Source organism: Flavobacteriales bacterium, from assembly GCA_019694795.1.
In the GTDB taxonomy this organism is placed as follows: Bacteria; Bacteroidota; Bacteroidia; order Flavobacteriales_D; family UBA2798; genus UBA2798.
Map to the genome: position 1 here is coordinate 1 of JAIBBF010000022.1, position 14,634 is coordinate 14,634.

Sequence of the window (14,634 nt, forward strand, 5' to 3'; positions counted from 1 at the left end):
TGATGACGAACAGGCGAGTAAACTCGAAGAATTTCTTAAATCAAAAGTCAAAAGGATTAAAGCGTTTCAGGACGTAAAAAATATTTCTGGTTATTTGAAAACACCGGGAATTGATTCCTCATATAAAGAAAAATTTGAAGCGACTTTGACTGACATAATTAATCCTAATAAAAACAAAATTCCTTGGTTTGATATCAGAAGATCATATGTTACTGAATTCATGTCCCAACTTCTACTTTCTAAGCAATTTCAATGTGTATTTTATGAGGAAGCTGATCGTAGAATGAATGCTGATGCAATTACTATCAAGAAGCACTCTCCGGGAATCGATGTAACTGGAGTTCGTAACGAAGGAGGAACCTTGAAATTTGTTGTGTGTGAGGTTAAGGCCTCAAAGGATAAAATACCAACTTCAAGCGCAGCAGATTTATTGGATGACATTAAAAAATCGTTGACCGATGAAAGCGATCGCTTGAGTAGTGAGATTTTATACTTTATGCAGCAGTTACTAAACAAGGGAGAGTTCTTTGAACAAACTATTAATTTTCTCTTGAAGTGTTTGTCTGAAAAGGTAGAAAAGGGTATAGTGTTGGAAAACGTGATCTTCTTTCCCTTTTTAATAAGAAACAACGAAGAAATTGTAAAAGATCAAAATGTTGATGATTATACTGAATTTGGGAATCATTCTTTTGATGATACTTCTGTAAATGGAATTATATGGTCTTTCAATAAAGACATCGATGATTTTTGTATTTCAATTTGGGAGAATGCAGTAAATGAGCTCTGAAGCAAAGATAAAATACATTGATGATCAGATTAAATCATTGTTTGATTCAATCGGAGAGACTGTTCCTGATATTCTCTCAATACTGCATGCGAAAGAAAAGCACCATTTAATTCACAAATTTATTGATCAAACTGTCATTGATGAAAATTGGGAATCAATAAAGAGTAGAATTGACTTTAAAATTGACGTTATTGATACATTAACTTCATATTTGGTAGATAATTCTCAATTATATGAATCGTCAAATGAACGGAACAAAAGAAATATTATTCCTAAACTCTACAGTGTTTTATCTGATCTTTTTCTAATGAAGTCGGAAGAGATTCCAGATTTAACTTTTAATAAACTTGAATTTCTTGTTCTGTCTTGTGTTACCGGTGTTGCCGCAGAGAGAACAACTGAGATTGCAATGGTGGTTAAGGAGAATTCTTCTTGGATAAAGAAATTAGCCAAAGAAGATGACATGACTGAAATGAAAAAAGCAGTCTACATTATTGTAATTGGCTTATTGGATAAGATTGAGAAGAGAGAACAGATTGAATGGTTTAATGAATTTATTAAGTCCTCTGAAACGCAACTTCAAAATTTGCAAGTTGAAGAGATGAAAACTGAATCATTTTCAATTGAGAATGCGCTAATCATTGGTACTTTTAGCAATCTGTTGCATATAATTAATTCGCAAAGAGAGTATTTGTTTACAGGTAAATTGTCGTCAGGTGAAAAAGTCCGGGATATTATTCGTGATTACGGCTTTAACGCAATTGAACTTTCAAGAAGAACAGATGATAAAAATCTTCAAAGGCTTTGCTTTCATCTTAGAAGAGCGTTCACTCAATTGAGTGATAACGCAATATGGACTTTAGCTGAGAGAAATCCGATATTCAAAGACTTCTTTGATAAAACCCTGAGTGGTAATGAAAATTTCTTTGTGACACTTTTCCCTTCACAAAGAAAATCGATACTTGACGTTTTAACCGCAAAGAAAAGTATTGTAGTAAATATGCCAACAAGCTCCGGCAAATCCTTATTGGCAGAAATGTATATCTTATTTACAATTCATACCCAAACGTTTAATAATGTTGAACCAACAGTTGCATATGTTGTTCCAACAAATGCATTAATAAATCAAGTCAAGCACAGATTAAAACGACAATTTGCAGATAGATACTTAATTGAAAGTGTGCTTCCATTTTACGAAGAGGATTCCCTCGAAGAGGAATTTCTTAATAAAAAAACGCACATACATATTATTGTAACTACTCCTGAAAAATTGGACTTTTTGATCAGGAATGAAAGGCCTGTGGTAAAAAACCTAAAATTGGTAATCTTAGATGAAGCTCATAACCTTTCAAGTAAAAACAGAGGATCAAAGTTTGAACTTCTATTATCGATTATCAAACAAAAAACGTCCAATGTCAATTTTTTACTTTTAAGTCCGTTCATAGATGAAAAGAACGCGCAGCAAATTGCAACGTGGCTTGGAGATACTGAAGAGAATTCAAGCACTATTAGTGTAGATTGGTCACCGACAAAACAATATATCGGTTGTAATACCTTAGAGTCAAATAAGACACAAAGTTTTGTTACGTATTTGCCCTCTCCAACAAATCAAATTATTAAGGAAGAAGTAACTATTCCTCTAAATGTGAATTTGCAAAATCTCAAGACTACTTTAGGTCTTGATCGAGTTGATTCTAAGGTGAAGGTAATTGGGTTGTTAGAGAAATATATATCAATTGGAGAATCAACTTTGGTTTTTTGTGGAGGAATTACTTCGAGTCAGAATACTGCGATAAAAGCCAAGGAATATTTTAGAAACAAGGGGGTTTTGAAAAATATTTCTGATGACCCTGCTATTGCAAGATGTGTAACTGTAATAAAATACGAATCAAAGGAAGACGATCCTTTAATTGATTGTATTGAGCATGGGGTTGCATACCATCATTCTGAATTAAGCGGATTAGTAAAGGAGGAAATTGAACTTTTAATTGCAATGGGGAAAATTAGACTTGTTTGCTCTACCCCCACTTTGGCACAAGGAATGAATTTTCCAATTTCTACAGTAATATTTGATACTTTATCAATTGGTCGGGATGAAGTTGATAACACGATGGACAATGCTACCTTTTGGAACATCGCTGGCAGGGCGGGGCGCGCTTACATGGACAAAGAAGGGCATATAATAATTGGTTACAGCACAAATAATGAAATAACGAAGGAAGCTACAAAGCAATATATTGGTAAAAAAACTAAAGAAATTATTTCTTCACTGTCGCACTTTTTTGACGCAGTCGGAACGGACGTTGAATTTAATCACGCCTTACTACGAAATAATCCTGCCGCATCTAATTTCCTGCAATACCTAAATCATATAATTAAAATCTCTTACAATTACGATTTAAATGCTGTCGATTCTAATAAAATTAGAGCGATTTTAAATAACTCACTTTTTTATAAGCAAATTACCTTCAAGGAAGGATTCTTAGAAACAGAACAACGAATAAGCTCTTTTGCTTCTAAGTATGTTGATCATTTGAAAGGACAAAATAAGGCTAATTTAACTCTTGCCGATGTATTTGGAATTAGTAATATTAGCTTGAATGGAGTAATGGCAAGGATTATTGAATTCAAAAACGATCTTCAGGCAGAGGGTGTTCTCACCAATGAGAACTTGCATGTCTCAAAAATTATCCTTGAATCTAAGAACGAACAGAACTTAGCAAAAATTATATCGATAATAAGTGGCATTCCTGAATTGAAAGTTGCAATATTTAATCGTGCCGGAAAATTAGATGTAGAATCAATTTCAAAAATACTCATAGGCTGGGTTAACGGAGAGCCAATCAATAAAATTGCTTCTAAGATTCAGAGGCAAAATCAAACGTTAGATCAAGCGATAGGAGAGACAAATAAGTATATTAATGGCAACCTCAAAAATTATTTGCCTTGGGGAATGAATATTTATCAAACCTTGACTGAAGATAATAAGAGTGAATCGGCCAAAATGCTTCCTTCATATATCTACTATGGAGTGAGTGATAAAGAGTCGGCCATTATTGCAAGTATAGGTATTCCGCGTTTTTTGGTAAACAATATTAAATCCAAAGTGAAGGAAAAGATGCAGAACGCTCCAATCACTGTTGAGAATTTCAATGAAATTAAGAAGATTATAAAGGAAACATCAGACTTCGGAATTGGTAAAGACTCAAACGAAAAAGCACAAATCAAAAAGATCATAGATAGTCACTTATAAATCACGCAGCATTTATTCACATTAAACAGCATTAACCGCATAAACAAGCATAAATAGACATCAAAAAACAACATCGAGCAGAAACCGGAAACCGATCTTATAGCCCACCGCATCTTTGTCCTGCCTGTCCTGCTTTTAGCAGGGTAAAACATAATAAAATGAACAGGACAAAAATAAAAGTACATCCGGCAGCTATTGCAATCTTTACGGATGCATCGTGGGAATTCGCCCACAAACAATTATGGAAAAACTATCCATTCAGTCAAGCTGAAGAACATTTGCAAAATCATTTATCAGCGAATATTACAAGGACATTCTTCCTGAATTATTTCCCGCTTTTGCAGGAAAACAATTCGATGCTTTCTGCGAGCGTATTCTAAAGGCCAAACGCTATGTCGAGCGTTATCCGAGCCGCTACATTCCCCATCCTGGACCTTACCCCCCCTCACATTCGCCTAATTTCAAGGTGTACATAGCAAGAATTAACCATTCACATAAATAGCTCTGCTTTTCGCACTGAAATGTGAATTAAGGAAGATGGATTGATTATTTTTGAACGTGTTCGTCCGCTCGCTCATCACGGTCCTCCTTATTTCGCTTTTTTCAGTACAAGGCGTCAGGGGCCAGATTGTTTCTTCTAAGGGAATAAGCAAGAGCCAGAATCTCGATACTGCCATAGCAGATGCCGAACGTTTTTTGGCGAATGTGGCATTCAGGAATGATTCGGCCAAAGTATTTAAAGCTTATTGTTTTTTAGCGGAACAATACACGCTGAAAAGTCGTTACCCCAAAGCCGAAAAATACATTGCGCAGGCGGCACAAATTGCCAATGCATCAGGGAATCTGGTTCAGCAAGCTTATGTATTACTCGAAACGGCCAATCTTAAAAAATACGAAAGCAAATTTTCGGAAGCGTTGGATGCTTATCTGCAAGCGGAATCTATTTTGTTGCGCGAAAATACCATCAGCGAATTACCCCGTTTTCAATTGGAGATTGCAGAATTTTACCGGAAAACGGCCCAACATGCCAAGGCGAAAAACTATTTGCAACAGGCCTTCGATAATTACGAAAAATCGCAATTGCGCGATACCCTTCTCTTAATACGAATGAATAACCGGGCTGCGGCGATTCATAATGAGTCGACCCCCGATGTGCGGGTTTCCATTTATTATTCCCGGCGGGCGTTGGATTTAGCGAAACGGATTAAGGACCGCAACCTGATGGCTACCTCCGAGAATGAGTTGGGCTTTACCTATAAGAATTTGCGTCAAAACGATAGTTCAGAATATTATTATCAGGAGGCAGAAAAAAACTGGTTTGCAGTGGGAAATTACAGCGACGGAATTCACGCCATGAATAATCGTGCCATGCTTTACGCACATAATAATTTTTCGCGCGATTCCGTTTTCCGGATTTATTTTCAGATTATCGATAAAGTTGAAAAAGATAAAATTGATTATCCACTCAATGAAGTCTATCATTATTTATACCTGGAAAACATTTGGTCGGGCGATACAGGGAAAGCGATTTCCTATCTCGAAAAATACCATTCCGCCGAAATGATTATGGAACGGAAAATGAATGATATCGATTTGTTGAATGTGCGCGAGAAATACGAGAATGAAAAAATTAAAAATGCATATCAAAAAGTTTCGGATGAGTTAAACAAATCAAACCAGGATATTATCACTCACCAACGTGAAAATGTAAGACTTCTCGTTTTTTTAGGTGGACTCCTCATTGCTTTGGTCATCATTATAACCCTCACCTATAAATTGAGGTCCTCCAATAAAGAATTGCGCGCTAAAAACAAGGAAAAGGACTCCCTCATTCAGGAAATTCATCACCGTGTGAAAAACAATTTGCAGTTCATCAGTTCATTGGTGAATATGCAAATGAAGGCCAGCGAAAATGCAGATGAAATTCACACGCTATCGGATGCTTCGCGCAGAATTAATGCTATGGCGCTGGTGCATGAAATGTTGTATAATCAGGATGAACAACAAGGGATTTCGGTGAAGCTATATTTGGAGGAATTGATTGATTCGCTGAAAGACATTGTTCAGTCCGACTCCAATCCGATCGAATTTATTACCCACATTAAAGAAATAAATTTTACCGTTCAGGAGGCCATTTCATTGGGGATGATTACTTCTGAAATTGTAGCAAATTCCATTAAACATGCTTTTGCGGATGTTGATCAACCACAAGTGAAAATTTTGCTGGAGGAATTGGAATCGAAAAAAATCCGCTACACCATTTCCGATAACGGAAACGGATTCAATACCACTACATCCAGAAAATCAAGTTTGGGATTAAGGTTGATCGATATTTTTTCGCGTCAATTAAAAGGAGCCTATTCCATTGAGGGGAATAATGGTTTTAGCTATACGATTACGTTTAATATTAAATAAAATGAACAACACGCGGATTTTGATAGTTGAGGATGAAATTCTGATTGCGGAGGATTTAAAAGATACGCTTTTTGATTTAGGATTTTCACAGGTAGATATGGCGCATGACCGGAAATCTGCTATTGAAATGATTCATACGATGAATCCACAAATTGTGTTATTGGATATCCGGATGGAGGGAGAAACCGACGGACTGGAAATTGGTAAGTTCATTGCTGAAAATACGAAACAGCCTTTTATTTACATTACTGCACATTCGGATGTGGCCATGGTGAAGGAAATCGTGAAAACAAGACCGGAAGGTTACATCACCAAGCCGGTGAAAAAGTCGGATTTATTTGCTGCTATTTCACTCGCTTTACAAAAGGTAAAAGTCGAAGATCGGCCCAAATCCATCAGCATTAAGGATGGATATTCTAATGTATTGATCCAGCTGGATAAAATATTATTTGTTGAGGCCGAAGGTAATTATCTCAATATCGTTTGTGAAGATCGCCGTTATGTTTCGAGGCAGTCGATGGAGTCAATCATGGAGGAAATGAATGATGAACGTTTTTTCCGTATTCACCGTTCTTATTTTGTAAACACGCAAAAAATTCTAAAATACTCTAAAAAAGAAATTCAGATCGGAATCTATAAATTACCGGTTTCCCGTAATATTGGGAACGAATTTGAAGCGCGAATGCTAAAATAAAACGGGGACTGTTAGGTCCCCGCCTTATAACTATTTTTTTAGTTGTCCATCCGGACTAAACAACACATCTGTTTTTTTCCCATTTATTTTAGCTTCTGTTTCGTAATAAACAGTGCCGTCGGCCATTGTAATTTTAGCGGCCTCGAGAATTTTAGCTGTGGGATAATTGGATTTAAATGCGTCCTGAACTTTTTGCGGAAGTTCATTTATTTCCAATTCTGTTTCTGTTTCCAGAAGTGTTGCAGATGGAGAGAAGGTGGCCGACATTTCCTGATCATTCAGAATAAATTCAGCTTCATAATTTCCATCTTCTTCTTTTTCCCATTTCACTTTTTTGGCATTGGGAAATTTTTGTTCAAATGCAGATTCAATTGCATCCGGAACTTCAAAGGCCATTACCTGATTGCTGAGCAATGCAATGACCAGTATAAAAAATAACTTTTTCATGTTGATTGATTTTAAATTGAAACGAAGCGATTGATAAAACAATCAGCAGGACGGTGGTTTCAATAGCTTCGGAATAAATTCGAAATGAAAAAGATTCCGGTATTCCGGTGTATTCCAATGAAGCGAAAGGGATGAAATGAATCCGTCAACTTTATTGGATTGAGCGATATAAACGGAAGGAATTACAATTTTATGTTCGATTCCCTTATGCGGTTTTTGCTCATCGCCATGGTTGTGTGCATCAAATATGCCGTCGAAATTGATCAAGTGATCGCTGATAAAATCGACCCAGGTCATGTCTTTATCTTCCTGCGATTTACAATGGTGATACATCTCCGGTAATTCGGCCAGATAGCTAAAATCGCCCTTTGGTAATAGAAATACACCTAGGGAATAAAACGATAACAGCAAATATAGAATGGCCTTTTGCATGCGTTAATATGGTTGTAATTTAAAAAAAATAAATTAAAAAGAGGAGGACCGAAGCAAGCAATCACCAATGTCGTCCTTTCACTGGCAATTATCCCACCCCGGCCCTCCCTGATCGCGTTGAAAACCGAATAAAACCCTAAACTTATTTCCATCCACCGCCTAATGCGCGGTACATGTTAACTGTTGCGATCATTTGCATTTTTCTTGTTTCTATTAATTCAAATCTCGATTCAAGTGCATCACGTTGTGTGAGTAAAACCTCCATGTAGTCTGCACGCGCAGCTTTAAATAAACCGATGGAGATATCCACCGACCGTGTTAATGCTTCTACCTGGGCTTTTTTCAAATCATAACTTTTCTGAAGGTTATTGATATTGGAAAATTGATTCACCACTTCAATGTATCCGTTCAGAATGGTTCGCTCATAATTATATGCGGCCTGAATCTGTTTTGCGTTGGCAGAATAATAAAAGGCCTTAATCGCATTCCGGTTAATTAAAGGTGCTGCCAGGTTACCGGCTAATGAATACAACATCGATTCCGGTGTTTTAATAATGAACTTCGGATTAAAGGCTTCAAATCCTAGTCCCGCATTAATTCGAAAGGAAGGATAGAAATTGGCACGTGCCACTTTTACATCGAGTTTCGAAGCGATTAATTCCATTTCTGCCTGTCGGATGTCGGTTCTGTTTTCCAGCAGTTGCGAAGGAATACCTGCTTGTAACGTATCCGGTGCATTTTCCATTAATGTGGCAGAATTCCGTACTACAGGTTGCGGAAAGCGTCCCACCAGGAAATTGATTTTGTTTTCGGTCTCCACAATTTTCTGCATGATGAAGTACTGGGCACTTTGATTTTTAAACACCTCTGCTTCAAATTTTCTTACGGCTAATTCCGAAACTTTAGCGGCAGCTTTTTCTGCTTTAATAATTTCCAGCGCGTTTTTCTGAATGTCGATGATGTTTTTTAATAGCTCCAGCTGATTATCCAGCGCTTGTAATTCATAATAGGCCGATGAAATTTCGGTGACGAGATTGGTCACCATAAAATTTCTTCCTTCTGTTGTTGCGAGGTAACGGTACATGGCCGATTTTTTCGCATTGCGGAGTTTCTTCCAGATATCGACTTCCCAACTGGCATCGAAGCCAATTAAATAATTGGGAAGCGGATCGGGATTTTCTTTTCCCGGATCTATTTCTGTAGTGGCATCCACTGCACCATTGCGTGTGTAACGACCCGATTTTTCAACTCCGGCTCCGCCACCTACGTCAACAAATGGAAGATATTCCCCTTTACGTGCGCGGATTTCGTTTTTCGAAATAGCAATTTCCTGCAACAGAATATTTAATTCCTGGTTATTCACCAGTGCTGAGTCAATCAGTGCAATCAGATTCTGATCCTTAAAAAATGTTTTCCAGCTGATGGTTGCACTATTGATGCTGTCTTTTGTTCCGGCATATGAATCCGGTGTTGTTCTTTTTTCTGTTCGCGCTAAATTATTTTGCACGGAACAGGAACTGTAAAACACCGAAATGCCAATTACAAAAACAAAGAGATATGGAACGATATGTTTACGCATGATTTTCGGTTTCTGGTGTTAAATCTTTTAATTCGGGATGATCAATCATGTCTTCGGTGAGTGGACCGATTTCTTCATCGCGGATTAATTTTCTTCCTTCGGCAAGTGATCCGAAAATGTAGTAGAGACCCGGCACAATAATTACTCCGAAAATGGTTCCCAATAACATTCCTCCTAATGCAGATCCACCAATGGTTTTATTTCCAATTGCTCCCGCACCGTGTGCCATAACCAGAGGGACAAGACCCGCAATAAAGGCAAAGGAGGTCATAAGAATCGGACGAAAACGTACGCGTGCACCTTCAATCGCTGCTTCCAGAATAGTTGCACCCTGGTGATGCTTTTGAACGGCAAACTCAACAATCAGTACCGCGTTTTTACCTAGTAATCCAACGAGCATCACCAATCCCACCTGGGCATAAATATCATTGGCCAATCCCATACTCTTAATCAACAGGAATGAACCGAATACACCTGCAGGTAGTGAAAGAACTACGGCTAAAGGAATAATAAAACTTTCATACTGCGCTGCGAGTACCAGGTAAACGAAAACAAGTACAATAATGAAAATGTAAATGGCTTCATTTCCTCTTCGTACTTCATCGTATGATAATGCAGCCCAGTCGATATCATAACCGCGCGGTAAGGTTTTAGCTGCAACTTCTTTTACGGCTGCAATTGCTTCACCGGAGCTGTAACCCTGTGCTGGTCCACCACGAATGGCAGCGGTGTTATACATGTTGTAACGGTTAATCTCATTGGCACCTTGTTTCTTTTTTATTTTCATAAAAGCAGAGAAAGGAACCATTTCACCTTTGTCGTTTTTTACCCACATGTTTAATACATCCTTCGGAAGTTTTCTGAAATCCGGATCAGCCTGCACAAACACTTTAAAGAAACGTTGGTATTTAATGAAACCTAATTCATAGGTACTACCTACGAAAATCGACAAGGTATTCATCGCATTTCCAATGGAAACTCCTTTCTGCATAGCCAGTTCATTGTCGATTTCCAGCTCGTATTGCGGATAATTGGCACTGAAGAAGGTGAATAATCCCATCAGCTCTTTGCGTTTTTTTAATGCCGCCAGAAAATCGTTGGTTACTTTTTCCAGCGCTTTATAATCGCCCGAATTGGTTTTATCCAATAACTGCAAAGCAAATCCTCCTGCTGCACCGTATCCGGGTACTGCCGGTGGATCAAAAAATTCGATGGTGGCACCGGGAATGGATTTTGCTTTTTCTTCGAGTTCATAAATGATCTCATTTACGGTATGCTCGCGTTCATTCCATGGTTTTAAATTGATCAAACATGTACCTGCATTTGAACCGCGACCTTCCGTTAAAACCTCGTATCCTGCAATCGACGATACAGATTTTACTCCATCCACTTCCATAATTAGTTTTTGAAGTTGTTGCGAAATGTCGTTGGTTCTTTCCAACGTAGATCCGGGAGGCGTTTGTACAATGGCGTAAAGCATTCCCTGGTCTTCACTGGGAATAAATCCGGATGGAAGCGTTGTGGTGATGACATAAATTCCAACCCCAAATGCCAACCATAAAACACCGGTTACCCATGTGCGATGTGCAATTAGTTTAAGCAACCAAACGTATTTATTGGTGAGTTTTTCAAATCCACGGTTAAATGAATCGAGCGCGCGATTCAATATGTTTTTCTTTTTCGGTTTGCCATGCGTGTTCTTTAAAATCATAGCACACAATACCGGAGTCAACGTAAGCGCCACCAGACCCGACAGTACGATGGAACTTGCCATGGTAATGGAAAACTGCCGGTAGAAAACTCCAACAGGACCAGTCATAAATGCAACCGGTACAAACACTGCTGTCATTAATAATGTAATTGCGATTACCGCACCGGAAATTTCGCCAAGCACCAATCGTACTGCCTGATAGGGGGAAACATGAACTTCTTCCATTTTTGCATGCACTGCTTCTACTACCACAATCGCGTCATCCACCACAATACCAATCGCAAGTACCAATGCAAAAAGTGTAATCATATTAATCGTTAAACCGAAAATCTGCATGAACAGAAATGCTCCAATCAGTGAAATCGGAACCGCAAGCGTTGGGATGAGTGTCGAACGCCAGTCGCCCAAAAACACAAATACCACCAAGGCAACAAGAATGAAAGCATCACGCAGGGTGTGCACTACGTTTTCGGTGGAAGCATCCAAAAATTTCGAAACGTCGTAACTGATTTCATAATCCATTCCCGGAGGGAACGATTGTTTTAATTTTTCTAGTTCAGCTTTTACATTTTTAATTACCTCGCTCGCATTACTTCCGTAAGTCTGCTTTAACACAATCGCCGCAGAAGGATATTCATTGAGGTTGGAGTAGATATCGTAATACTCACTTCCTAATGTAACAGTGGCAATATCTTTTAACCGCAGCATTTCCCCATTGGGATTGGCGCGGATAATGACATTCTCATATTGGGTAGGTTCATTGTAACGGTCGGGATAGGCCAATACATATTCCAATGCTTCGGCACGACTTCCGTCGCCGCGACCAATCCTTCCCGGTTTACCAATAATACTTTGTTCACCCAAGGCCTCCATGACTTCATCCGGAGAAACATTGTAAGCACGCATACGTTCCGGATTTAGCCAGATACGCATGGCATACTGACGACTCCCCAGAATCCGCGCCTGACCAATACCGTTGATCCGTTGCAATTCCGGAATCATATTTACACCGGCATAGTTGAACAAAAATTTCATGTTGGCGCTGGTGTCTGTACTATACAGATTCACATACATCAACATACTTGGCATAATCGGAGTAATGATTACACCTTCACGTTGTACCAGTTCAGGTAAACGATTTCGCACCTGCTCCACGCGATTGGAAATCTGCACGAGGGCCTGATTGGGATCGGTTCCCGGATTAAATACAACCTGAATATTACATTCTCCGGCACTGGTTGCATCTGAGGTCATGTAACGCATACCCCATGCACCGTTGATGGCTTGTTCGAGAGGAATAATAACCGATTCGGTCAGCGTTTTAGCACTGGCGCCCGGGTAGGAGGCCGAAACCATCACCATTGGGGGTGCAATTTCAGGAAACTGAGATGTCGGTAATGTGTATATCGACAACACGCCCATAAATATGATTACCAGCGATAGTACAATCGCAAGGACAGGACGTTTTAAAAATTTATTGAACATGTCTTTTTCTTTTTTAATGGATGATTATTCCACGTAGACATTCAGATTCGAAATCACTTTTTGAGGTTCCTCATAGGTAAATTCAATTTTGTCGCCGTCTTTCACTTTCCGGATTCCTTCTAATAAAATGCGTTCACCGTCTTTTAATCCTTTCCCTACAATGAAAATATCGGGCATTTCTGCAGCAAGTGTTATTTCACGCTGGTGAACAACATTGTCTTTGTCGACCACAAAAACATATTTCTTTTCAAGAATTTCGAAAGTGGATTTTTGTGGAATGATCAACGCGTTTTTATAAGGAGCCGTCATTAAAATATTTCCGGTTTCACCGTGACGTAAAAGTTTTTCTGGATTTGGAAATTTGGCACGGAAGGCGATGTTACCCGTTTCATTATTAAAATCCGCTTCAATGGTTTCTACAATACCGGGCTGATCAAAAACTTCATGATTAGCCATCTCCAGATGCACATGCATGGTACTGTCTTTTTTAGCCATTTGTTTATAGGTTAAATATTCTGCTTCAGGCACGTTAAAATAAACCCACATATTGCTGTTGTCGGAGAGCAGCGTAAGTAAATCGCCTTCTTCTACGAGACTACCGAGTCGCACATAGAAATGGTCCATAATTCCATCAAACGGTGCACGGATTTCCGTGAATCCCAAATGCGCCTGTGCTAATGCTAATTCGGCTTTTGCCTTATCTAATTTTGCTTTAGCTAATGCTAATTCGTTTTTCGAAACGTAATTGCTATCTGCTAATGCTTTGGTGTTTTGGTATTCGATTTCTGCAAAATTTACTTCTGCCTGCGCACGATTCATTTCTGCTTCATACAAAACCGGCATGATTTTAAACATCAGTTCGCCTTTGTGTACGAGCTGACCTTCATCAACAAAGATGTCCTGCAAATAACCACGCTCCATTGCACGCAATTCAATGTGCTGTATGGCATGAATCTGGCACACATATTCGTGAACAACGGTAGTGTCTTTTTTCAGCGGACTGGTTACTACATACTTAATTTCCTCTTCGCCTTCTTCATGGTGCGATCCGCAGCTACTGCCCAGGATCAGGACGGCAAAACCCATGGTAATGAGAATACTTCTCATGATGTTTGTTTTTTAAATGATTGAAATAATTGGATGCTTGGGGGAATTCCCCAACGATCTTTATTCACTCCGGAAATGGAGTGATTTAAAAAAAGAAGATGTTTAAATCAGAAGTGATCTGTATCGGATAAACAGATCTGAAATAAATAAATCAGGCGATTGAATTTCGCTTGTATTTATTTGGGAAATAAAGAAGAAATTTCCCTGGTGATTTTGATTGGTTAGTGATAAATATACATCATCATGATGATCTTCTGCACTTTCATTTTCTTCTTCCAGTTCTACCAAGGTGAGAGGATCACCTAAAAAATCGGAATCTAAAGGATTGGAAAATGGTACAGTATGGATTTCTGCTGAAGCAGAGCTGAAATGATGAACTTGACTCGCTGATTTTAATTCGGATGAAAAGGAATTGGCAAATCCAATTACAGTAATCAGCGACAAAATAAAAACAGAAAGACTAAAGCGGAGTCCGTTAAAAAGTTGGATTTTGAATGATCGTTCTCCAATGACAAATTCGGAATTATTCGCAGAATATTCCGGTGTGTGGTTATTGGTATGGAGGACGACAGGTTTCAATCGGACATTATTTAAACCGATTCAAAAGTCTGTAAACTCATCGAAATGTTTTCATAAAATATTTTTTAGTGATTCATTAGTTTATTTTATAATAGCAATGCTATTGAACTTTTTTTAGAGATGGATTTTCATTGACAAAATGGTT

Annotated in this window: 11 protein-coding genes; 5 read left to right on the plus strand and 6 right to left on the minus strand. The window is 38.5% G+C overall.

The window, feature by feature from the left end; translation table 11 throughout:
- The 5 genes from K1X56_08370 to K1X56_08390 all read left to right on the plus strand — a co-directional run.
- Positions 1-787 (plus strand): hypothetical protein (locus K1X56_08370; GenBank protein MBX7094720.1); only part of this gene is annotated, 787 nt, incomplete at its 5' end.
- Positions 777-4,040, plus strand: a complete 3,264-nt coding sequence (locus tag K1X56_08375) for a DEAD/DEAH box helicase (GenBank protein ID MBX7094721.1) — start codon at positions 777-779, stop codon at positions 4,038-4,040. The genes K1X56_08370 and K1X56_08375, both read left to right, overlap by 11 nt.
- A 158-nt stretch (positions 4,041-4,198) precedes the next feature.
- Positions 4,199-4,420: a hypothetical protein gene (locus tag K1X56_08380; protein MBX7094722.1), complete on the plus strand. Its 222-nt coding sequence runs from the start codon at positions 4,199-4,201 to the stop codon at positions 4,418-4,420.
- A gap of 178 nt (positions 4,421-4,598) precedes the next feature.
- Positions 4,599-6,455: a sensor histidine kinase gene (locus K1X56_08385; GenBank protein MBX7094723.1), complete on the plus strand. Its 1,857-nt coding sequence runs from the start codon at positions 4,599-4,601 to the stop codon at positions 6,453-6,455.
- 1 nt (position 6,456) lies between these two features.
- Positions 6,457-7,149 (plus strand): response regulator transcription factor, encoded by a 693-nt coding sequence (locus tag K1X56_08390; GenBank protein ID MBX7094724.1) that lies wholly within the window; start codon positions 6,457-6,459, stop codon positions 7,147-7,149.
- 30 nt (positions 7,150-7,179) lie between these two features.
- Here the strand turns inward: K1X56_08390 and K1X56_08395 are convergent, their stop codons facing one another.
- The 6 genes from K1X56_08395 to K1X56_08420 all read right to left on the minus strand — a co-directional run bounded on the left by K1X56_08395 (position 7,180) and on the right by K1X56_08420 (position 14,489).
- Positions 7,180-7,596 (minus strand): PepSY-like domain-containing protein, encoded by a 417-nt coding sequence (locus K1X56_08395; GenBank protein MBX7094725.1) that lies wholly within the window; start codon positions 7,594-7,596, stop codon positions 7,180-7,182.
- 42 nt (positions 7,597-7,638) lie between these two features.
- Positions 7,639-8,028 (minus strand): hypothetical protein, encoded by a 390-nt coding sequence (locus tag K1X56_08400; GenBank protein ID MBX7094726.1) that lies wholly within the window; start codon positions 8,026-8,028, stop codon positions 7,639-7,641.
- A 142-nt stretch (positions 8,029-8,170) separates the two neighbouring features.
- A complete protein-coding gene (locus K1X56_08405) occupies positions 8,171-9,607 on the minus strand; it encodes an efflux transporter outer membrane subunit (protein MBX7094727.1) in 1,437 nt (478 codons plus the stop codon).
- Entirely contained in the window at positions 9,600-12,803 is a 3,204-nt protein-coding gene (locus tag K1X56_08410) for an efflux RND transporter permease subunit (GenBank protein ID MBX7094728.1), read from the minus strand. The genes K1X56_08405 and K1X56_08410 overlap by 8 nt, the downstream gene beginning before the upstream one ends.
- Positions 12,804-12,827: 24 nt before the next feature.
- On the minus strand, positions 12,828-13,910 hold the full coding sequence (locus tag K1X56_08415; protein MBX7094729.1) for an efflux RND transporter periplasmic adaptor subunit: 1,083 nt from the start codon (positions 13,908-13,910) through the stop codon (positions 12,828-12,830).
- Between the two features lie 102 nt (positions 13,911-14,012).
- The gene (locus K1X56_08420) at positions 14,013-14,489 is read right to left on the minus strand and encodes a hypothetical protein (protein ID MBX7094730.1); all 477 of its coding nucleotides are present in this window, start codon (positions 14,487-14,489) and stop codon (positions 14,013-14,015) included.
- Positions 14,490-14,634: the final 145 nt, after the last annotated feature.